This is a genomic window from Colwellia marinimaniae, from assembly GCF_002207865.1.
In the GTDB taxonomy this organism is placed as follows: domain Bacteria; phylum Pseudomonadota; class Gammaproteobacteria; order Enterobacterales; family Alteromonadaceae; genus Colwellia; species Colwellia marinimaniae.
This window is the reverse complement of record NZ_BDQM01000039.1, coordinates 1-23,897: the sequence shown is the minus strand read 5'-3', so window position 1 is coordinate 23,897 and position 23,897 is coordinate 1. Positions and strand designations below refer to the sequence as shown.

Below are 23,897 nucleotides of genomic sequence, written 5' to 3'. Positions count from 1 at the left end.
AGGGATTTGGCAGCTATCTTGCCAAGGTCTGTAGCATGAAAATGGAAATAAACATGAAACAATCAAATTTTGAATTTTTAAAGGGTGTTAATGACATCCTTTACCGTATTGCTTTGGCGGCAGAAAATAATTTTCCCGACGATCCAAATACCACACTGATTAAATTGCGCATGTTTGGTGAAGCCTCGGCTAAACATATTGCCAAATTACTCGATATTGAAATCCCGGCAACGCAACTTGAATTAGTACGAGAACTGGCAAAAATCTCCTGGGTTGACGATTCAATTATCAATGTCTTTCACCTGCTGCGCAAAGTAGGTAACCAAGCGGTACACGATTACCATAACGATTTAGACGATGCCGAAATGGCATTACGGTTAGCGTTCCGGTTAAGTATTTGGTACTACCGTTTAGTGAACAAAGATCTCGACTTTGCCGCGCCAATTTTTAAATTGCCCGATGGTCAACAAGCACAGCAATACCAGAGCCAAGTTACTGAGCTTAAAGAAGAGTTGTCACAAGCCTTACAGCAGGCGCAAAGTGTCAAAGACCAATCTAATAGTGAGCTTGAAGCAAGTAAAAACAAATTAACCGCACTCAATGGTTATATTGCTATTTTAGAAGGTAAACAAGAAGAAACTGAGGCGCAAACTCAAGCGCGTGTTGCCGCCCTTGAAGCACAATTACAGCAAAAAGATGAAGAACTGGCCAAGAAAACAGAAGGTGAACGTAAAGCCTATAAACAAGAAATCACCCAACGGGCTGCTGCGCGCCGTTTAGACTTATCAGAAAAAGAAACCCGCTTTATTATCGACCAACAACTGCGGGCTGCGGGATGGGCGGCAGACACTACCGCCTTAACTTATGCTAATGGCACACGTCCACAAATAGGCAAAAACTTAGCCATTGCCGAATGGCCAACCGCAGTCGATGAAACCGGTAACACAGGTTTTGCCGATTACGTATTATTTGTCGGTTTAAAGGCGATTGGTGTAGTAGAAGCCAAAAAAATCAATATTGATGTTTGCGGTAAACTCAGTGAAGCACACCGTTACAGCATTTACTTTGACCATGCTCATCTACGTGATGAACTATTATTGCACGCGGCAAACGATGTAAAGTTGCAAAATAAAGTCAATGAAGTCATGGCGGCTTATCTCATTACCTGGCCTGAATCAGCTAAGCTTAATTCCCGTAGCTATAAAATTCCTTTTGTATTCTCGGCTAATGGTCGAGATTACCGTCGTCAATTACTGACCAAAAGCGGCATCTGGTATCGAGATGTACGAAAAATCTCTAATCAGCCGAAGGCTTTACCGGCATGGCATACCCCAGACGAGCTGCAAGCTAAGTTAGCCAGCAACAAAGAGGCCGCGCATCAATGGTTAGACAATAACAAACCCACCGATCTAAGTTTATGGTATTTTCAAGAAGAAGCGGTAACCGCCACCGAACAAGCGATTAAGCAAGGGCAACAAAATATTTTACTGGCCATGGCCACCGGTACCGGTAAAACCCGTACCGCCATTGCCTTAATGTATCGCTTGATCCAATCGCGCCGCTTTAACCGCATTTTGTTTTTAGTTGATCGCCGCACTTTAGGTGAACAAGCTCTTAATGCCTTTGATGATACCCGTATCAACGACGTCCCTTTTAATACCATTTTTAGTATTAAAGGCTTAACCGATAAATTTCCATCAGACGCCACTAAAATTCATGTTGCTACCGTGCAAGCGTTAGTAAAACGCACCCTGCAAAGTGATGAGTTTATGCCGGTAGAACGTTACGACTGCATCATAGTTGATGAGGCTCACCGTGGTTATATTCTCGATAAAGAGCAAACCGAAGGCGAAATGGAGTTTCGTAACCAGCTTGACTATGTTTCATCATACCGCCGGATACTCGATCATTTTGACGCGGTAAAAATTGGCCTTACCGCCACACCAGCATTACACACCACCGACATCTTTGGCTTGCCGGTATATCGTTATAGTTACCGCAAAGCGGTGATCGACGGCTATTTAACCGACCAAGAGCCACCGATTAAAATTGTCACTAAATTACTGCAAGACGGCATTTACTTAAGTGCCGGTACCGAAGTAACGCGCTTAACCAATCAGGGCGAATTAATTGAAGACACCCTAGAAGACGAACTAGACTTTGAAGTGGCCAACTTTAACCGCGATATTATCGTGCCCAGCTTTAACAGGGTAGTGGCAGAGGCGTTAGCAACTGAGTTAAATCCTAGTGGCAGTCAAAAAACCTTAATTTTTTGTGTCAATAATATCCATGCCGATATGATGGTATTGGCGCTGCAAGCAGCCTTTAAAGAGCAATACCCTAACCTTGAACATGACGCGATTATTAAAATTACCGGTACAAGTGATAAAGATCCGAAAAAAATACAAAGCTTGATCACCCGTTTCAAAAAAGAGCGTTTGCCTAATATTGTTATCACCGTTGACTTACTCACCACTGGGGTCGACATTCCCAGCATTTGTAATTTGGTTTTTATTCGTAAAGTTAAAAGCCGTATCTTGTATGAACAAATGAAAGGCCGGGCAACTAGGTTATGCCCAGAAGTGGGTAAAACCAGCTTTAAAATATATGATGCGGTTGACCTATACAGTAGCCTTGAAGCAGTAGATACCATGAAGCCGGTGGTGGTGAGGCCTAAAGTTGAACTAGGCACCTTAGTTAATGAAATAACCGACTCACAAACCTATAAAACCTTTGAAGCCGACGGTCGCTGTTTTGCTGAGCATAGCCATGAACAACTCGTTGCCAAAGTACAACGCATTGTTAGTCACGGTTTGTTTAACCGTGAAAAGTCAGTCGAGATAGAGCAAGCCATTAAACGCCTTGATGAAACATTAAGCCACAGTGCTGGTTGTGACTTTGCCAGTTTGGCGCAAACCCTGAAAAACAAAGGGCCAAAACAATGCGCGGAAATATTTACTCAATTACCTAAGTTGGTCGCCAACCTTGAGCACTTGAAAAAACAAATCAATGAATTGCGTAACGAACCCATCTTTACCGACATTAACGGCTTTTTATCTAAAGGCAGTAAAGATGTTAGTGATTGGTTAGCCTTTATTGATGAACTGTACCCAGATAATCAAGTAATTCATGCTAAATGGAATGCGGGTAATCTGGCTGATTTGGCTATGGACGAAGGCTTAGTTGATAACAACGATAAATTATTACAGCTTGCTAAAACAGGGAATATCAAAGCTATATTAGGTGGTGCTGTGGTTATGGCGGTAAATAAAACTGCAGGCCATTGGAAAAATGCCTTTCATGAATCACGTGAAGTTGGCATTGAGTTAGCTGCTGCCATTGAAGGCACACCTGAATTACATGATTGTATTTTAATGGGCCACTCATTAGGCGCTCGAGTTGTGCACCATACTTTGGCCGAGTTAGACGCACCCCATGTTAAAGCTGTTTATCTACTAGCAGGCGCAGTATCTTCAGAGCCGGAAGTGTGGGCTGATATATTTTCAACACACAGCGATACTAAATTTATAAACTGTATGAGCCAAAAAGATAGCACGCTTAAATATGGCTATAGAGCAGGTTGCTTATTTGACCATAAACCCATTGGTTTAAGCCCTTTGGATGAAGAGGCTTGCCTAAATTTAGTCAACATAGATGTCTCAAAATACGCAAAGGGTCATCAATATTTTAAGAACAAAAAAGTAGGTGCTTTTTTAAAGCAAGAACTGTCTCAATATGACCAAGTAGCACTAAAGTCACTTGCCTTGGTTTAAGTTATTAAGTATGTAGGCAAGTGAGATAAATTGATTACCACATTAAAAAGACAAATATTAAAAATAATAAGGAATGTTTAGTGTCACATAAATATAAAGAAGATATAGATTTAGCCTTTTTGCATTATGCAGACAACGAAATGTTAGAAGTTTTGGTTCAGTCATTGATTTTTGATACAGATGGCAAGAAACGCAATACCGAGTCATTAACGGGTAATAAATCATTTATCGAGGCAAAAGGAAATTATAGCCAAATATGGCAAACGATAGCAGCTGAATTGCAACATTATGGTGGCGATACCTTAGTTAATTTTGTCCGCAGAACAGGTGTTAGTTATCGAGAAATACTTATCGATGTGTGTAAGCGCATGAAGGTTAAAACCAACTTTGATGCCGCAACCATAGAGATAGAGCAAGCGATGTTTGCCAAATTAATTGAAACTTCTTGGCAAGATATGACAGATACACAAAAAGCAGAGTTAGCTTCAGCACTAAAAATTGATGCGAAATTAGCAGGGCCAGCAGCAATGGCTGCAATTATTGCAGCTATAAATTTGGGCGGTTTTGCCAGTTATCAGGTTGCTTTGATTGTCGCTAATTCCATCGCTAAAATGATTATGGGTAAGGGCTTACAACTTGCTGCTAACGCAGGTTTAGCTAAGACGATAGGTGTGTTTGCTGGGCCTATAGGTTGGGTGATTACCGGTTTATTAACTGTGCCGGCACTGAGTGGCCCTGCTTTTAGAGTAACCTTACCTGGTGTTATTCAAGTAGCAGCTATGCGTCAACAACTAGAAAATAAGGAACATTTTTAAATGAATTTTGAAAAAGCATTTATATTTGATGAATTAAAAATAAAACCTGAAGTACTTGAAGCCATTTTAAACGGTAAGGTTGATTTACGTGATGGGGTTGCTTATTGGTTTAACGAAAACGGTAAAAAAGTAATAGCACAACATATGCCATTGAAAGAGGTGATGGTAGATAGTTCAAAAGGGATTAAAGCCGTCCTTAATCAGCTCCAAGCTGCCCAGAACTTGCAATTAGCCGCCACGGCAATTTCTACTGGCTTGATCATTGGCGCTATCGTTATACAAACCATGTATTTAGCCCGGAAAATTGATAAATTGCAAAAGAAAATTGATTTGGTATCGCAAGATATAAACTCGCAAAACGTGTTGTATTTTATGGGACAGATGTCAGAGTATTTTGGCGTGGTAGAGTCGGCCCGTGTACTGTTGTTAGATAAAGAATTAACAGAAGAGTCAAGAGAGATTGCAACTATATACCAAGCTCAAATGGCAGTAAAGCGCAACGAATTGTTATCACTGATTGATAACTTAGTCAGCTTTGTTGATAGTGCTAGTGAGCGTCATGCTGCATTAATGTTCGATTTTATTAATATGATGTTAGATCTCTTACCTAAAAGTATTTACATCGAAAAACAACTTTATGACCGCTACGGTAAATTTAAGCTGGCCGATCATATTTTAAAAACAGCATCCTTACGTTACAACTCTGTTGTTGATAACTATAAGTTGTGGTGTAACGACAGCATCAAAAATGTAGTGAGCGGGAAAGGTGCTGAACATGCCAAGTTAATACGTAAAAACGAGCCTGTCCTGCAACAACTTTTCCAATCTGAAATTAACAAGGCATTGTTACATCAGCAAGGTGAATTGCTTGCAGTGGCATCAGACCAATAATACTTATTTAGTTGTAATCAGTTCTTTCACTATAAAATTGATGATTATTTAGCAGTATTAGTTCCATAAGAGAAAAACAAAGAACCTGCCGATAAACTACTTGAACATATAAAATTGCCAAGAAAGTAGCTAAAGCAAGCAAAACTAAAATAAATAATAAAGGATTATGAAATTGAATAGTCAATTAGAGCATGATGGTACTAACTCAGAGAATTATGATTCTGTATATTGGTTCTTAGGAGCTTCATATGGAAGTACAGACGATCAAACCGAACGGTTTTTAAAAGACGGTATTTGGCAAAATGGCTCTGATGACAAATTCCTAGATATAATAAAAGAAATAAAGGTTGGCGATAAAGTAGCCATTAAATCTGTTTACACACAAATACATGGCTTACCGTTTGAGAATAGTGGGAAAATGGCCTCTGTTATGGATATTAAAGCAATAGGTGTTGTTACCAAAAACTTCAACGATGGCATCACGTTAAACGTTGATTGGCAAACGGATTACCAAAAGCGTACTTGGTATAACTACACTTATCAGCCAAGAGTATGGCAAGTTTTTCCAACTAAGTGGCAGAGAAAAGCTTTAATTGATTTTGCTTTTAATCATGCGGAACAAGATCATAGTAAATTCACCAAGGTTGTAACCCTTGGCGATGCAGAGGAAGTCTCAAATAACTCTGTTAACTACTATGTTCCTTTGAATTCAATATTATATGGCCCTCCTGGTACAGGCAAAACTTATCAAAGCATTGAAGCGGCCGTTAAAGCGGCAGAGCCTGAAAAATACTCCTCCCTTGATATAGATGATGCGGAAGGTGCAACCACTGAACAGCGTGAAAAACTTACTCTGCTATATAAAAAGCTCACTGGAGCTGGCCGTATTCGTTTTGTGACTTTTCATCAAAGCTATGGTTATGAGGAATTTGTTGAAGGGCTAAAGGCAAATACCGATAAAGGTCAAATATCATATGATGTAGAACCGGGGATTTTTAAAAATATTTGTGATGATGCTTCTAAAGGAATTGAGCCTGAACAGGATACATTTGAGAAAGCATTGAACCAGTTTAAAGAGGAATTGGAAGAATCCACCGCATTAACCCTAAGCACCTTAAAAGGCCATGATTTTTCTGTTCAATACCATGGTAATACCACATTTAGGGTATTTCCTGAAGCGACAATACATGACGATTTAGGCCGTGGTTATCCAGTGTCAATTGACAATGTTAGAAATCTTTACCATGGAGTAACTAGTAAAAAAATCTATAATTCTTCATATGTAAAATCAATACTTAACCATATTAAATCTACATATAATGTTGATGAATATAAAGCGCCAAAATTAGGCCAAGCTAAAAACTTTGTCCTAATTATTGATGAAATTAACCGAGGTAATATTTCAAAAATATTTGGTGAGCTAATTACTTTAATTGAACCTTCAAAGCGATCAGGCTTGGATAAGCAGGGCAAAGAAAATCCTGAAGCTTTAGCTATTTATTTACCCCATACGCCGGATGAAAAATTCACTGTACCTAATAATTTATATATTATTGGCACTATGAATACCGCAGATAGATCCCTAGCTATGATGGATACGGCACTTCGTCGCCGTTTTGACTTTGTTGAAATGATGCCAAAGCCTGAATTGTTTAAAGATAAAACCGTTAAAGGAATTCACCTTCAAAGTTTACTAAGAACAATGAATGAGCGCATTGAAGTGCTTTATGATCGTGAACACACGCTTGGTCATGCGTTTTTTATGCCGGTGATTGAAACATTAAAGTCTGAGGGTGAAGATGAAGCCTTTGTTGAGCTTCAGCATGTATTTAAAAACAAAATCATCCCGTTGCTAGAAGAGTACTTTTTTGAAGACTGGAACAAAATTCGTTTAGTGTTGGGAGATAATAGGAAAACAACCAAGTTATCAGATGTAAATGATGAGCTGAAAAAGACTATGTTTGTTCAAGCACAAACCAAGAAATACAGCAGCTTTTTTGGTGAAAACCATGGATTAGATGCCTATGAAGATGAAAAAACAATCTATCAATTAGCAAGCTTTACCGATGAAGGCAGCCCCTGGGCAAACGAAGAAGTTTATCAGGCAATTTATGATCTAGGGAAGTTAAAAGCCATAATTAAAAAGGCAGAAGATACGGTTAAAGCTAAAGCCGAAGCAGAGAGAAAAAAATTAGAAGAGGCGAACAGTACCAGCGTCGAAGAATTTAAAACAGAAGATGAACTGGTGTCTCAACCTTAATGCTAAGTGTTCAAAAGCAAGTCACAGTTTTCGAATTTGGTTATTTAGGTGTTGGCGATAAAGCTAAATACTCTGATCGTATTGAAGAGATATCAGCTTCTGCTTACAAATATTTAAAAGAACTATGCGCTTGTGAAAAATCAGAAAGTCGTTTTTTACGGCCAAGATTTATTGACAACTGTGATGTGCTACAGGTAAAAAACTATGCAGGGGTATTGTTTACCCCTGATGGCACGCAAATAGAAGTATTACCAAAGGTTGCTAAAAAAAATTCAGGTGAGCATAGGGCTCAGCACGCACAAGACTCGTTATTAAATATGCTGAAAACCTTAAAAAGCTTTCGCCATTTAAAAACTAACAACGCCAATTTAGCGAAAAACAAAATGCCTTTGTTAGAGGTGTTTATTAGTCAGTTTTTGTCCTCGGTAAATGAACTAATTAAACGAGGGATGCGCAGTGATTATGTGCGTTGTGAAGATAATTTAGCTTTTTTAAAAGGTAAATTATTAGTTGGTAAGCAAGTGCAACATAATTTTATTAATAAACATAAATTCTATGTGGAATATGATGAGTATTTACAAGATAGGCCGGTAAACAGGTTAATTCACAGTGCATTAAAAAAAGTGAGCGGCTATAGCCGAAGTGCAAATAATCAAAAGTTGACTCAAGAGCTATTATTCGCTTTTGCCGATATCCCTCTCAGTAGTAATATTAAAAATGACTTTGCCAGTATAAAGCTTGATAGAGGCATGAATTACTACGAAACGCCATTGGCATGGGCAAGGTTAATACTAGACGGCTTTTCACCGTTAACCATGCAAGGAAAGAACAATGCCTTTTCATTACTGTTTCCAATGGAAGCTGTTTTTGAAAGCTACGTCGCTAGTATTCTACGTAAGCAAGTACCTGATGGTTTGCGCTTAAAAACACAAGCCAGCTCAAAATACCTGGTTAAACATAAAGGGAAATACCGTTTTCAACTACAGCCTGACTTATTACTTCATCATGCTAGCGGTGAAAAAAAAGGACAAAATGCTTGTGTGCTTGATACCAAGTGGAAACTTGTTAGTGATAATAGTGAAGCTGACGAAAAAGCTAAATATGGTTTATCACAAAGTGATTTTTATCAAATGTTTGCTTATGGCCATAAATACCTGAATGGCGAAGGCGAGCTGTTTTTAATCTATCCTAGTCATGACGGTTTTAACGAAGCAATAAAACATAGCTTTGATTTTGACGATAACGAACGATTGCGCTTGTGGGTCGTACCATTTGATATATCAGCATCTGTCATTAATGATGATGAAAGGCTGAAGTTGCCTGAAGGCTCTATTTTGAAAACTGTTTTTACACCTAGTACCCAAGCTGGGGTTGGTTAATGCAGTTAGAAACGCAAGGTTTAATAAAGTGGTGGCATAAATTTCGCGGTATTGAGTTGCGCGTTGTGCTTGATAACACTCAAATTACCATCACTAATACGAGTAAAATACACAAACTCTCATTAAACGATATTGAACAGTTTGAAATACAATCGGGCTGGTTTTTAGATGTTTTAACGATTAGTTGTTCAAATGAACCGCCGATAGTGCTTAAAGGTTTTAAAAGTGCTCAGCTTAACTCATTTAAACAGCAATTTATTCAATCGTTATTAACGTTAGTGGCTTCAAGTGATCGTTGGCAACAATTTCAAACCTCACTTGAGCAATTAACCAATCGTGAGGTCTATCTGTCTAGCACTGAATGGCAGCCCATAGCCCAGTTGCATCAATTGTTCACTAAGTTTAGCCATCTAGGTATTGATGCCTCACAGTTAACAAACCCGGTACATAGAGACGTTTTTATACAAGCACAGAAACTATCTGGAAAAGATGTGAGTGAGTTGGGGCGTGAGCTTCATAATCAATCGGTTGTGCCGGTATTACTGACTAAATATAAGACGTTCTTTGATACGGTAGAAAAACTGCCATTAACAGAAAAACAACGGATAGCTTGTGTGACCAATGATGATCATAATTTAGTGATCGCTGGCGCAGGTACAGGTAAAACGGCAACCTTAATTGGTAAAGCGGGTTTTTTAGTTGAGGCCAATATAGCGAAAGCCAAAAATGTACTGATGTTAGCGTTTGGTAATAAAGCGGCTACTGAAATGAATGAACGAATTAAAGATCGTATTCCCTTGGTAGGCGAGGATTTTAAAGCAAGTACCTTTCATGCATTAGGTAATGAAATAATTGCCAATCACTACGGTTATAAGAAAGCAGTTACCCCTTTTAGTGAACAACCCCATCAGTTTACTTCTTTTATCAATGAGTCTCTTGAACAGTTAGCGCAAGCTGATGAGAGTTATAAAGCCTTATTGGTTAACTATTTCTCTAGTTTAGGTACGCCAGCTAAGTCAGAGCTAGATTTTGACAATATTGATGATTATCACGAGTTTTTATCGAGCTGTCGGTTAGTGACTCTTAAAGGCGAATGGGTAAAAAGTGTCGGCGAGTTGCGAGTTGCTAACTTCCTCACCTTAAATGGCGTGGCTTATGAGTATGAAGCCAATTATAAATACGATACCAAAAGTGTTGCCCGTAGGCAGTACCAACCTGATTTTTATTTACCTGAAGCTGATATTTATATTGAGTATTTAGGGCTAAATAGGAAGTTTGAAACGGCTCCGTTTGTTGATCAACAAAGCTATCTTGAAGGTCTTGAGTGGAAACGCGAACTGCATCGAAACAAAGCAACGATAATGGCTGAGTTGTATTCTTACCAGTTAACGGAAGGGAGTCTGCAGAAAAATTTAACTCAAATTTTAATTGATAACCATGTTGAAATTAAGACCATCCCTTTAGATGAGATTTTTAAAAAATTAAAAGAAGAAAATGAAACCCAGTGGCAAGGTTTTATTGAATTGCTGCAACGCTTTCTAGGTTTATTCAAAGAAGGGGGTTTCACTGTTGAGTTGCTATTGAATAGTATAAGTGCCGAGGTCTGTGATATTGAGCGTACCCGTGCCTTTCTAAATATATTTTCCCCAGTGTTTGAAAGCTATCAGGAACACCTTGAAGAAACAGATACGGTTGACTTTAGCGATATGATTGCCTTGGCAGTTGATATAATTGAAAAAGGTAAGTTTTTTCATAGTTACAGCCATATCCTTGTCGATGAGTTTCAAGATATTTCTGGTGGCAGAGCTAAGTTATTAAAAGCGTTACTGGCCTCTAAACCTAATATGAGGTTATTTGCTGTGGGTGACGATTGGCAATCTATCTATCGGTTTAACGGTGCTGATATTGCGTTATTTACTGAGTTTAGTAAGAGTTTCTCGCCATCGACAGCGGTGCCGTTAGATAAAACATTTCGCTTTAACAATAAAATCCATCATGTCAGCAGCCAGTTTGTGATGGCGAACCCTGGCCAGTTAAAAAAACAAATTACTACGCATGCTAACGTTGATAGCCCAGCGTTACGTTTAGTCGACATTAAAAAAGACTTACCAACACATAGTGTGCTCCATATTAAAGAGCAAAAGCAGCAGGCCTATGTGAAAGTTTTACAACGAACATTAAATACTTTTAACCGTAGCGCCGAGCAAAAAGATAAACGTTTATCGGTATTGATCATTGGACGTTTTCGACAAGAGAATATGCCAATGCTTGACGGTATTGATTTTAGCCGCCATCCATTTGAGTTTTTAGATGTAAACTATGTAACGGCGCATGCCAGTAAGGGCTTGGAAGCTGACTATGTTGTGGTGCTTGGGGTAGAAGTTGGCAGTTTTCCTTCTTCAAGAGAGAATGACGAACTTATCGATTTAGTGCTGCCGAATAAAGAAGACTACTTATATGCAGAAGAACGTCGTTTGTTTTATGTAGCACTGACTCGAGCTAAACACTTTGTTTATATTTTGTTTGATTCTGATCAAGGAAGCCCTTTTTTAACGGAAATAAACAAATACGGCAATAAGTTAGTTGATAATAAGTTAGCTGACTCATTTGCTAAATGGCATTGCCCAAGTTGTAAGTCAGGAATATTAAAACCGCTACCGACTAAGTACGGTAAAACGTTTTATAAATGTTCATTAGCTCCCGCGTGCGATACGACAATGAATGCCTGTAAGCATTGTAATTCACCGATGCAAACACATGTTAAAGGCTTTCGTCATTGTTTAGGATGCGGTGAAGTTGAGCTAGGTTGTTTACGTTGCGGTAGCGGTACTATGGTTTCAAGGCTAGAGAATGATCCTAACCGTGAGACGTTTTACGGTTGTAACCGTTTTCGTCGTGGTGCTGATGATTCATGTGGTGAGAATATCCGACTTGAAGCATTTGATAAACGTTATAGCGAGGCAAAAAAAGTATTAGCTGATTAGAGACTCTGTGAGTTAACTTATCGTGAAGAAATAAATAATAAAAAGAGGAAATGACATGGAAGATAGTGATGGTTTTTTACTTATTTAGACACGTTGAAAATAAGTAGTTTAATTGAAAATGCAACGGAGTCAGTAAAATATGCGGCACCTGGAGTTAGGCTTGAAGTAGATGGTGCTTTGATTCGGGTCTCAGAACATTTAAGTGAAGGTATGGTGACAGTATGTCTTGATGTCTGTGAGCAAAGTATTCGCATGGGATTTGGGGCTTTTGAAGCGGTAACAAAACTTAATAACTTTGTTGTGATTAATAACATACCCAATTTACGTTTTGCGCTGATTATTGTTGATGGTGAAGGCTATAGCTTTTCACCAACCGCTTTATATCTAGAGAGTGAACAATCGACCAGCTTAGGTTTTAATGCCATTAAATTAACCGGGCAGCAAGTACAAGAAGCGACAACTCGATTATCTCCTGCGGCTAAAGCAATAGCACTGGCCACCTGTGTAAATGAAGAACAACGAGAGAAAATTGCTGCCACTATTCCTGAAATACCCAATAATCCATTGGAGCAAGAAGAAATCAAATTGATTGATAGCTCAATTAAAAATAACCCTTTGGTGAAGTTTGATGTAACTCAGAAAATAGCTAAAGGATCATTTTGAAATGCTAAAACCGTTTTATCGACACATTGAGCTAGTCAAATGTGTCTGAAAGCGATTATTTAGTCAATATAGATGATTATTCGGAAGATATAAGACAAAAAGGTGTATTTAATATCCAATAAGGTTCCTAGGCATTGCAAAACGTTACCAAGAAATTCTTTTAGTTAGATAACGAATAGTAATTACAATAAATGGCAACTTCTGGTCTTAAAGTTAAAGGTCATTAACTATCTTTAAGCAAAACTATTAGACTTAAACATATTGTTCTGCGGTAGTTATAGGTATTTAAAGTAGGGGATATAGCGTTACTTTTATTATAAGAACGATAAACTGCCGCTTAACATCCAACATGTTGAAAACAATATCCTGCTCTCTATTATTACTATTTTAAGGTGTGTACATAGTTGCGTACGTATAATTAATTGATAGCCTGCAAGTCAATTAAAGTAAGTGGGTTTCATAATCGTGCCAATTCTTAGATCTTTTATCGTCCTAGTTATTCTCAAATAGTACTGCTGTATCATTATATACCCCTCATTGTATGGGAGCAGAATTGATATTTTCTTAAATAATATCGTTGGCTCTCCATCGAATCAATGGTTAGTTTAAATTCAGTTTTGTTGATTTTACTTTGTTATATTAAACTATGTTTTTATTTTGAAAATTGAGTTACTATTTCAGCCTAGCGTTTGAATTTAGGGTATATAATCCTCTAAATATTCCCCAAAACAAAACTACAAGTTGTTGATTTTATTAGGGTGTAAATACTCAAAAATCAACAGGTAACGGAAGGTAAAATGACTAATAAGACGTTGAATATTAAGGGAATTAACTCGGTATTATTTATCTGTATGGGTAATATCTGTCGCTCGCCCAGTGCCGAAGCGGTTTTTAGACATAAAATGAAAGCGCAAGGCCTCAGTCTGAAAGTCGATTCTGCGGGGACACTGGGTGCTCATGCCAAAGAAAAACCCGACCATCGTGCGCAAAAAGCGGGTATTGCCCGTGGATATTCCTTTGACGGTATTAAAGCACGTCAGGTGACGGTGCAAGATTTTAGCGATTTTGATCTCATTCTAGCGATGGACCATGACAATATTGACGAATTAAAAAAAATAGCACCACCGGCTATGTTAGATAAAATACACTTAATGTTAGATTTTGCTGTTGGCCATGAAGAAGAGCAGGTACCTGATCCGTATTATGGTGGCGCTAAAGGTTTTGACTATGTACTTGATTTGGTTGAAGCGGCCAGTGATGGTTTATTAGCAAAAATGTAAAGCGGTGTAGTTATCCAACCTGTGTGACTATCTACAGTCGTAGTTAAATTATCTCTATTTACAGCAGTAAATTAACGCAACATGTCATAGAGATATAAAAAAACCTTAGTCAAAAGCTAAGGTTTTTTATCTAGCTAATAGCTTTTTCTCGGTGGAGGAGTAGACAAAGCCCGATAGTTTAACTGGCGAAGCGCGTTTTCACCGAATCAGCCAGTAAGGCTAAAATGTCATCACTGACCGTTAAATCAACACAGGCATCGGTAATACTTTGTCCATAAGTTAACGGTATTTCTTTTTTCACCGCTTGTTTGCCCTCAACTAGAAAGCTTTCAATCATCACACCAAAAATACTCTCTTCACCCTGGCAGATTTGCTCAGCAATAGAGCGAGCGACATCTATTTGCTTATTATGGTCTTTATTGCTATTACCGTGGCTACAATCAACCATAATGCTTTGCGATAATGATGCTTTTTCAAGTTGTTGACAGGTCTCTTTAATATCAGCCTTATGATAATTAGGGACCTTGCCGCCGCGTAGAATCACATGGGCGAAGGGGTTGCCATGGGTTTGGTAAATACACATCTGGCCACTTTTATCCGGCGAATATAAGACATGCGGTACTCTTGACGCCTGAATCGCATCAAGGGCTATCTTAACGTTACCATCAGTGCCATTTTTAAAACCCACTGGGCAAGACAGCGCAGAAGCTAATTCACGGTGAACTTGGCTTTCAGTAGTACGTGCGCCAATAGCGCCCCAACTGATCAGATCTGAAATATACTGACCGGTAACCATATCTAAAAACTCAGTACCAGCCGCGAGTCCTAAGTCATTAATAGCGACTAATAAGCCGCGTGCTAATTTTAGCCCTTTGGCAACGTGAAACGATTTATCTAAGTCAGGATCACTAATTAAACCTTTCCAACCCACGGTAGTACGTGGCTTTTCAAAGTAAACACGCATAACAATGAGTAATTCATTTTGATACTTGTCACGCAATACTGCCAGTTTTTTAGCGTAATCAATGGCGGCAGTGGTATCGTGAATAGAGCAAGGGCCGATAATTACCAGTAAACGTTTGTCTTCACCACGAATAATGGCTTCAATTTCTTTGCGGCTTTGCATAATAAAAGCTGCGGTGACCGCACTTAGGGGAATTTGTTCAGCAAGCTCAGCGGGAGAGGTTAAGTTTTCAATTAGCGTGGTGCGTAGTTCATCGGTTTTAATGGTCATGAAATTCTAATGTTTTTGGTTTTAGTTTGGCTTTAGTTTGGTTCGCAATAGGGCGCGCATAAACTAATTTATGCGCGCTAACATAGCTAAATTAGCCGCTAATGTGAACTGTTATTACTAATAAAAAGCGATAAAAGCAATAATATCACCATAAGTTGATATTAGCGTGCGATTAGTTCGCTGAAATTAATATTTGTAACGCTGTAAGCCTGTTTCAGACAGTATTTTAGCGGTTATCTCTTCCACCGAAAACTTGGTGGTATTGATGAAAGGTATCTTTTCATTCTTATAGAGTTTTTCTACTTCTCTGACTTCCATGCGACACTGTCTGGCCGACGCATATTTACTGTTAGACATACGACCTTCTCTTATATCCATTAGCCGCTGTGCATTGATGGTTAGGCCAAATAGTTTTTTCTTGAATGGCATTAAAAATACTGGGATTTTTAACTCTTCCATATCATCATCAGTAAAAGGGTAATTTGCCGCTTTAATGCCATATTGCAGTGCTAAATACAGCGCGCTTGGTGTTTTACCTGAGCGGGAAACACCGACTAAAATAACATCCGCTTCTTCATAATTATTTATATTAGAGCCATCATCATTGGCCAATGCGTAGTTCACCGCTTCTATCCGATAATCGTAGGTTTTTTCATGAATACTATGAGTTCTATGGGTTTTAGGTTTAGCTTTAAGGGCTAATTCTTGTTCAAGTGGCGCCACGAAAGGTTCTAAAAAATCATAAAGCACAGCATCACAACTCTCAATGATTTCTCGGATATCATTATTAACAAAAGTATGAAAAACCAATGCCGGTTTGCCTGCACGGCGTGTTGCTTTATCTATACGTATTTTTGCTTCTTGCGCTTTTTCAGTGCTTTCAACAAATGAAATGGTATGGTGCTCAAATTCAGTAGGGAAGAGAGACAGCAGTGCATGACCAAAAACTTCAGAAGTGATGGCGGTGCCATCAGAGATGTAAAAAGCTGAACGCATAATTTAATTGTCTTAATTGAATAGTGAATTTATTGTGTAAGTGAGTATGAAAACTTTTAACTTATATTTTATTATGACTTTTATTTACTATAACTGGCAGTGTAGAATGTACCTAACTACAAAAATACCAAGTCTATCAAGTGGCTTCACTCAGTGATAATTAAAAGGCTTTGCGGCAAGGCATTGATTGCAGGTAATGATTATTCTCTTATCAAAATCAATAATGCTGCATTGTAATGCTTTTAAATTCACGAATGAAGCTTTGAGTTGAGAATTAACTTAATAGAATTAGTATGATTAAACAAATTTATTTTTTAATTGGAGAAGTGTCGTGCAAGAAAATGTTCTTTGGTATCAAAACTTAGGCATGAATGATGTTGACCGCGTCGGTGGTAAAAATGCATCACTTGGTGAAATGATTTCGAATCTAGCGAGTGTTGGTGTGCAAGTGCCTACGGGTTTTGCTACCACGTCATTTGCCTTTAATGAGTTTTTAGAGCAAAGCGGAATTAATGAAAAAATTTACCAATTACTGGATGGTTTAGATGTTGACGATGTTAATGCGCTAGCCAAATGTGGCGCTACTATTCGCCAATGGATTATTGACACACCCTTTCTCCCGCAAATGCAGCAAGATATTGCCGCGGCTTACGCAAAACTTGCCGGTGATTTCTCCGATGATGCCTCTTTTGCGGTACGCTCTTCTGCCACCGCTGAAGATATGCCGGATGCTTCTTTTGCCGGCCAACAAGAAACCTTCTTAAATGTACGGGGTTTTGACGCGGTAATGGTTGCCATTAAACATGTATTTGCCTCATTGTTTAATAATAGAGCTATTTCATACCGTGTTCACCAGGGTTATGACCATCGTGGCGTAGCACTGTCTGCGGGTATTCAGCGTATGGTGCGTAGTGATATTTCATCCTCAGGGGTGATGTTCTCTATTGATACTGAGTCTGGCTTTGACCAAGTGGTCTTTATCACTTCAAGCTTTGGCTTAGGTGAAATGGTGGTACAAGGGGCAGTAAACCCTGATGAATTTTATGTTCATAAACCAACACTTGCTAAAGGTAAACCTGCGGTAATACGTCGTAATATTGGTAGCAAAGCCATTAAAATGGTGTTCACAGACAGCCAAGAGCATTCAAAGCAAGTTGAAATTGTTGATATTGATGCGGCGGACTCTAACCGTTTTTCATTAACCGATAGCGAAGTTGAAGAGCTAGCTAGACAAGCGGTAATCATTGAGAAACATTATGGTCGTCCAATGGATATTGAATGGGCAAAAGATGGCTTAGATGGCAAGTTATATATTGTGCAAGCGCGTCCTGAAACGGTTAAGAGTCGTGAAAATGCTAATATCATGGAGCAGTTCCACTTACAAAAAGATGACAATATTACCGTGGTTTGTGAAGGACGCTCAATTGGTCATAAAATAGGTAGTGGTGTAGCGAAAGTATTATCGTCACTGGCTGACATGGATCAAATCTTACCCGGAGATGTGTTAGTTACCGATATGACTGACCCTGATTGGGAGCCTATCATGAAACGCGCCTCAGCGATTGTTACTAATCGTGGTGGTAGAACCTGTCATGCCGCCATTATTGCCCGTGAAATGGGTATTCCTGCGGTTGTCGGTTGTGGTAATGCCACTGAATTGATTAAAACGGGCGATAAGATAACTGTATCGTGCGCCGAAGGTGATACCGGTTTTATTTATAGTGGCGAATTAGATTATCAGGTGAAGAGATCTGAAATTAATGATATGCCAGAGCTACCGCTTAAAATCATGATGAATGTTGGTAATCCAGACCGAGCTTTTTCTTTTGCTCGTTTACCACATGCGGGTATTGGTTTGGCGCGTTTAGAGTTTATCATCAATAAAATGATTGGTATTCACCCGAAAGCCTTACTTAATTTTGATGAACAGCCGGCTGAGTTACAAGATGAAATTAATGACATTATCGCCGGTTATGACAGTCCAATTGAGTTTTATATCGCCAAATTGACTGAGGGTATCTCAACCTTAGCGGCAGCATTCTCACCAGAAAAAGTGATAGTGCGCATGTCTGATTTTAAATCAAACGAATACGCTAACCTTGTTGGCGGTGCAGCGTATGAACCGCACGAAGAAAACCCTATGATAGGTTATCGCGGTGCAGCACGTTATATTTCTAAAGATTTCAGAGCGTGTTTTGCCCTGGAATGTGAAGCAATAAAACGTGTTCGTAATGACATGGACTTAACCAATGTTGAAGTGATGATCCCGTTTGTTCGTACCCTAGAAGAAGCGGCTCAGGTTATTGATATTCTGGCTGAAAATGGCTTAAAACGTGGTGAAAATGGTTTACGCATCATTATGATGTGTGAGTTACCATCAAACGCTTTATTAGCCGATCAATTTCTTGATTACTTTGATGGTTTCTCTATCGGTTCAAATGATTTAACGCAATTAACACTGGGTTTAGATAGAGATTCAGGTTTAATTGCCCATTTATTTGATGAGCGTGATCCAGCAATAAAAATGTTGTTATCTATGGCCATTAAAGCCTGTAAAAAACGCGGTAAATACGTGGGTATATGTGGTCAAGGACCTTCAGATCATGAAGATTTTGCTGCTTGGTTAGTGGAGCAGGGCATCGATAGTATATCGTTAAACCCTGATACCGTATTGCCAACCTGGTTATACCTGGCGGAACAATTAGCCAATAAAGCTAAAAGTTAGCTTTTGCTGAGCAAAAACAATTGAAAATAAGCGGCTTACTCGGGTTACTGACTAAGTCGCTTTTTTATGTTCATTTGTTAAAACTTACCCTTGCTGTGGGTTAAATAAACGCTAACATCGTAATGTAAATAAAAATCTTAATAATCAGAGAAATGTTTTTTGCATGGAATATAGCAAACTATTCATTTTAGTTACCATATATTGAATATAGGCTCGTTTTTAGGGTAAAAAGCCATTTCTTCCATGATATACTCAGGCCACTGTCCTGTTTTATTTTAAAGTTAAGTCGTTATGCTTCCCCATATTAGTCATCAAAATCATCTTCCGCCCTTATATGACGATTTTATCCGCTCATTAAAAGGTGATAATTTTACTGGTGATATTAATGCCAGTTACAGCGCTCGCCTAGCTGTCGCCACCGATAACAGTATTTATCAACAGTTACCGCAACTTGTTATTCACCCGCGCACAAAAGCCGATATTGTTTTATTGGCTAAAACAGCCAGTGATGAGCAATACCTGACTATTAAATTCAGTGCTCGTGGTGGTGGTACTGGTACTAACGGGCAAAGTTTAACCCCAGGTGTGGTGGTTGATTTATCTAAATACATGAATAAGGTGTTAGAGATAAATGTTGAGGAAAAGTGGGTCCGTGTTGAAGCCGGTGTCATTAAAGATCAACTGAATGATTATTTACGCCCTTATGGTTTTTTCTTTGCCCCTGATTTATCTACCTCAAATCGCGCTACCGTAGGCGGTATGATCAATACCGATGCTTCAGGACAAGGCTCGTTAGTTTATGGCAAAACGTCAAACCATGTTTTATCGCTTGAGTCGGTACTTGCTAATGGCGAGGAATTTAATACGGAGCCGATGGATTTAGCGCAAGCACAGGACTTAGCTGGATTGGAAAGTAGTCATGGCCAGACTTATGCTAAAATAATGGCGCAAGTACTTGAGTCATGTATTGAAAATCGTGCCTTGGTGTTAGAGAAGTTTCCCCGCTTAAATCGTTTTTTAACCGGTTATGATTTAGAACATGTCTTAACGGCCAATGATGACGGCGATATTATTGGCGTTGATTTATCACGTTTGATCACCGGCTCCGAAGGCTCATTGGCTTTTGTCTGTTCAGCCAAGCTAAACATTAATGTTATCCGTGTTGCTAAAACACTCATTAATATAAAATACGACAGTTTTGATTCGGCCTTGCGTCACTCCCCAGCCTTGGTTAAAGCCAAGGCAACTTCGGTTGAAACTATAGATTCACGGGTATTGGATCTGGCTAAGCAAGACATCGTTTGGCATAGTGTTCGTGATTTAATCACCGATGTGCCAGGAAAAGTCATGGATGGCATTAATATCGTTGAATATAACGGCGATAGTATTGCCGATTTAGCCGAACAGGTTAGCGAGCTTACCTCGGTATTGGATGATTTGATTGCTAAAGGTGACAGTGCTGATAGCGCTTTATCAGACTCCTTATCAGATTCTTTATCAGGGAAGTCATCAGCTAACTCTGCAGGTAATTGTGGCGTAATTGGTTATCAAGTGACTTCAGACTTAGCCAGCATTAACAAAATTTATGCCATGCGTAAAAAAGCGGTTGGTCTATTAGGTAAAACCGCCGGTAGTCAAAAACCTCTTGCCTTTGCCGAAGATACGGCCGTGCCGCCAGAAAATCTTGCCGATTATATTGTTGAATTTCGCGCGTTACTAGATGGCTATAAATTAAATTATGGCATGTTTGGTCATGTCGATGCGGGAGTGTTACATGTGCGTCCAGCACTTGATATGTGTGACCCAGAGCAAGAAAAGCTCTTACGGATCATATCTGATAAAGTGGTTAAATTAACGGCCAAATATGGTGGTTTGATGTGGGGCGAACACGGTAGAGGTTACCGCTCTGAATATGGGCCAGAATTTTTTGGCGATAAATTATTTACTGAGCTGAGAAAAATCAAAGCGGTTTTTGATCCACATAATAAAATGAATCCAGGTAAAATTTGTACGCCATTTGCTTCTAATGATCAATTAGTTAGTGTAGATGATACCAAACGTGGCTTCTTTGATAGACAAATTCCGGTCACGGTTAAAGAGTCATTTACCGCTGCCATGGACTGTAATGGTAATGGTTTATGTTTTAACTATGATGCCGATAGTACCATGTGTCCGTCGAGCAAAATTACTGGCGATAGACGACATTCACCTAAAGGTCGTGCTGGCTTAATGCGTGAATGGTTACGTTTATTAGAGAAACAAGGTGTTGATATTCTTGCCCTGGAAGACAAGATTAATTCCTCGAAAAGTTTTTGGTCGATAAAAGAGATACTGAGTAGTGCCGCGGAAAAATTGCGCATTAATTTTATCAGTAAACCACAGCAAGATGACAACGGTAATGGCGATTTTTCCCATGAAGTAATGGACGCGATGCAAGGCTGTTTAGCCTGTAAAGCCTGTGCCAGTCAATGTCCGGTAAAAGTAGATGTACCTGACTTTAGGTCGCGTTTTATCAATATTTATTATTCACGTTACGCTAGACCCTTAAAAGATCACTTGGTTGCTAACGTGGAAATACTTGCGCCGTTAATGGCTAAAGTACCACGCATTGTTAATGCGGTACTGAGCACTAAGCTCTATGACAAGCTATCTGCGAAAACCATTGGCTATGTTAATACGCCGTTGTTGTCGGTACCGACCTTGAAAAAACAAGTGAAAAAAGCCGGTTTTTCAGGCTTTGACTTAGCTAAGTTACAAGCGTTAACCCCAGCACAACGTAAAGGTTATGTACTGATAGTACAAGACCCGTTCACTTCATTTTACGATGCCAATACGGTACAAAGTATGATGAGCTTGATTAAAAAACTGGGCTTAGAGCCAATATTATTGCCTTTTAAACCCAATGGTAAAGCGCAACATGTCAAAGGCTTTTTAGCGCGTTTCGCTAAAACGGCAAAATCAAGCAGTGAGTTTTTAAATCAACTGGCAACACTTAATATCCCAATGCTGGGCATGGATGCGTCCATGGTGCTGTGTTATCGCGATGAATACGCTAAAACCTTGCAAGAAAAACGCGGCGACTTTTCGGTGTTACTGGCCCATGAATGGTTATTAGACTTTATTCAGCAAGATAGTACTTTCAAATCGACATTGCTCTCAACTGAGCTCTCAAAAGGTAAGCCATTCAAACTGTTTGCTCATTGCACCGAGAAAACCGCCTTGGTAAACAGTGAAAATGAATGGCAAAGCATTTTTGCTCATTTTGGTTTAGCCTTAGAAAAAGTGAGTGTGGGTTGCTGTGGTATGGCTGGGACTTATGGTCATGAAAAAGTCAACTTAGAGAACTCTAAAGGTATATATGAGTTAAGTTGGCAAACTAAAGTAGAGGCTTTAGATAGCGAACAAATATTAGTGACTGGTTTTTCATGTCGTTCGCAAGTGAAGCGTTTTAGCGCGTTAAAAGCTAGACACCCGGTAGCCGCAATACTTGCCGCTATGTAAAAAAATTCAGATAAATAACTAGATAATCAACACATACACCTAAGGATTTCAATCAATGCACAAGATAACCTCGTTAACAACGGTGGCCTTATTAGCCAGTTTTATGCCAGTTGCCCAAGGACTTGAACTTTTTAATAATGACAAGAGTCGCTTAGACTTTAAAGGTAACTTATCGGTTTATTATATTAATAGTGGCGAAACAGCGGAAATCAATGATGGCTTCTCTCGTTATACTTTTTCTCTGTCGCATCAAATGAAAGACAACTGGCAAGCAGTCGGTTTGCTTGAATGGGGCATACAAATATCAAATACTGCTGATCACATATATGTCGGTAATAATGGTTTAACCAGTACCGGACCCACTACGGATACCACATGGCTAAGGTTGGGCTATGTTGGTTTTGAGCATGAAACCTATGGTCGCTTTACTATGGGTAAGCAGTGGGGCGTTAGCTTTGATGTTGCCGGCGTTACTGATCATTTTGAAATTTTCGGCGCTGATGCACAAGGGACGTTTAATTTTGGTACCGATGGTGGTTTCTCAGGCTCAGGTCGTGCAGAGCAAGCTATCCAATATAAAGTTAATTATCAAAAGTTTAGTTTTGCTGCTCAGTACTTGGTTTCTGACGATGAAGTTAGAACCAGTGAAATCCCCGGTGCAGAAGATGCCTTTGGCGTTAAATTTAATGATTCATATGGTTTAGCTGTTATCTATCAAGCACCGTTTGATCTCGGTTTCGGCCTAGCTTATAACAAAGCGAAAATAAGCTTAATTGCGGATATTGATAAAGTAAATGATTACCGTCAGTCAGCGAAAGCTGATGATCAACTTATCACGGCACATATTACTTATCGACCTTATGGCAGCCTTGGTTTACATGTTGCAGTCGTTTTTACTGATATGACTTATCATGAAGTTAATGATATCGGTACAGTTATGGCTAAATCGAGCGGTGTCGAGCTATTTGCTGCTTATCGATTTGATAACAATATTTCTGTTATTGTTGGTTATAACTCGTTGACCGACGATTCACCAACATCAATCGACTCAGTTAGTGATTATCATCTGAAATATTATATTCTTAGTGCTAAATACCATTGGGATGAAAATTTTTATTTTTATATCGAAAGTAAAATTGATGACTCTATCTTGGTTGCAGCAGGCAGTAACCAAGGTGAAAATGCTACGGGAGTTGGCATGATGTTTGTTTTCTAAAGACTGGTCTGCTAACGCTTGCTCACTGTATCCTAAAAGATAACATGCCTATGCACTTGGCTCAGGATCGTCATCCCCGTGGTGTTTTAATCGGACGTGCCAAGGATGGCACTTATTAGCAAATCAGCGGCTGCGCCCCAACCATCTACCAGTAACATTTTTACCCGCAAGTACAGCAAA

At 39.1% G+C, this 23,897-nt stretch carries 13 protein-coding genes; 11 read left to right on the top strand and 2 right to left on the bottom strand.

Annotated elements, in window-relative coordinates; translation table 11 throughout:
* Positions 1 to 53 precede the first annotated feature (53 nt).
* The 8 genes from hsdR to MTCD1_RS16105 all read left to right on the top strand — a co-directional run bounded on the left by hsdR (position 54) and on the right by MTCD1_RS16105 (position 14,045).
* On the top strand, positions 54 to 3,773 hold the full coding sequence (hsdR, locus tag MTCD1_RS16140; protein ID WP_082606475.1) for a type I restriction-modification system endonuclease: 3,720 nt from the start codon (positions 54 to 56) through the stop codon (positions 3,771 to 3,773).
* An 80-nt stretch (positions 3,774 to 3,853) separates the two neighbouring features.
* Positions 3,854 to 4,588 carry a YaaW family protein gene (locus MTCD1_RS16135; protein ID WP_057180713.1) on the top strand — a complete coding sequence of 245 codons (735 nt, stop codon included), beginning with the start codon at positions 3,854 to 3,856 and terminating at the stop codon, positions 4,586 to 4,588.
* The gene (locus MTCD1_RS16130) at positions 4,589 to 5,479 is read left to right on the top strand and encodes a hypothetical protein (RefSeq protein WP_057180714.1); all 891 of its coding nucleotides are present in this window, start codon (positions 4,589 to 4,591) and stop codon (positions 5,477 to 5,479) included.
* Positions 5,480 to 5,651: 172 nt separating this feature from the next.
* Positions 5,652 to 7,739 carry an AAA family ATPase gene (locus tag MTCD1_RS21845; RefSeq protein WP_231732996.1) on the top strand — a complete coding sequence of 696 codons (2,088 nt, stop codon included), beginning with the start codon at positions 5,652 to 5,654 and terminating at the stop codon, positions 7,737 to 7,739.
* Complete coding sequence (locus tag MTCD1_RS16120) at positions 7,739 to 9,118, top strand: McrC family protein (RefSeq protein WP_057180716.1); 1,380 nt, start codon at positions 7,739 to 7,741, stop codon at positions 9,116 to 9,118. Before MTCD1_RS21845 ends, MTCD1_RS16120 begins: the two co-directional genes overlap by 1 nt.
* Positions 9,118 to 12,102, top strand: a complete 2,985-nt coding sequence (locus MTCD1_RS16115; RefSeq protein ID WP_057180717.1) for a UvrD-helicase domain-containing protein — start codon at positions 9,118 to 9,120, stop codon at positions 12,100 to 12,102. Before MTCD1_RS16120 ends, MTCD1_RS16115 begins: the two co-directional genes overlap by 1 nt.
* A 93-nt stretch (positions 12,103 to 12,195) precedes the next feature.
* A complete protein-coding gene (locus MTCD1_RS16110) occupies positions 12,196 to 12,765 on the top strand; it encodes a hypothetical protein (RefSeq protein ID WP_057180718.1) in 570 nt (189 codons plus the stop codon).
* A gap of 797 nt (positions 12,766 to 13,562) precedes the next feature.
* Positions 13,563 to 14,045 (top strand): low molecular weight protein-tyrosine-phosphatase, encoded by a 483-nt coding sequence (locus MTCD1_RS16105; protein WP_057180719.1) that lies wholly within the window; start codon positions 13,563 to 13,565, stop codon positions 14,043 to 14,045.
* 178 nt (positions 14,046 to 14,223) lie between these two features.
* Here the strand turns inward: MTCD1_RS16105 and MTCD1_RS16100 are convergent, their stop codons facing one another.
* Positions 14,224 to 15,279: a 3-deoxy-7-phosphoheptulonate synthase gene (locus MTCD1_RS16100; RefSeq protein ID WP_057180720.1), complete on the bottom strand. Its 1,056-nt coding sequence runs from the start codon at positions 15,277 to 15,279 to the stop codon at positions 14,224 to 14,226.
* A 186-nt stretch (positions 15,280 to 15,465) separates the two neighbouring features.
* Complete coding sequence (gene ppsR / locus MTCD1_RS16095; protein ID WP_057180721.1) at positions 15,466 to 16,275, bottom strand: posphoenolpyruvate synthetase regulatory kinase/phosphorylase PpsR; 810 nt, start codon at positions 16,273 to 16,275, stop codon at positions 15,466 to 15,468.
* Between the two features lie 331 nt (positions 16,276 to 16,606).
* Here ppsR and ppsA point away from each other — a divergent pair, with 331 nt between their 5' ends.
* From ppsA to MTCD1_RS16080, 3 genes are all read left to right on the top strand, one after another.
* Positions 16,607 to 19,000, top strand: coding sequence for a phosphoenolpyruvate synthase (ppsA, locus tag MTCD1_RS16090; RefSeq protein WP_057180722.1), 2,394 nt, complete (start codon positions 16,607 to 16,609; stop codon positions 18,998 to 19,000).
* Between the two features lie 291 nt (positions 19,001 to 19,291).
* Positions 19,292 to 22,501: an FAD-binding and (Fe-S)-binding domain-containing protein gene (locus MTCD1_RS16085; RefSeq protein WP_057180723.1), complete on the top strand. Its 3,210-nt coding sequence runs from the start codon at positions 19,292 to 19,294 to the stop codon at positions 22,499 to 22,501.
* Between the two features lie 55 nt (positions 22,502 to 22,556).
* Positions 22,557 to 23,717: a porin gene (locus tag MTCD1_RS16080; RefSeq protein ID WP_057180724.1), complete on the top strand. Its 1,161-nt coding sequence runs from the start codon at positions 22,557 to 22,559 to the stop codon at positions 23,715 to 23,717.
* Positions 23,718 to 23,897 lie beyond the last annotated feature (180 nt).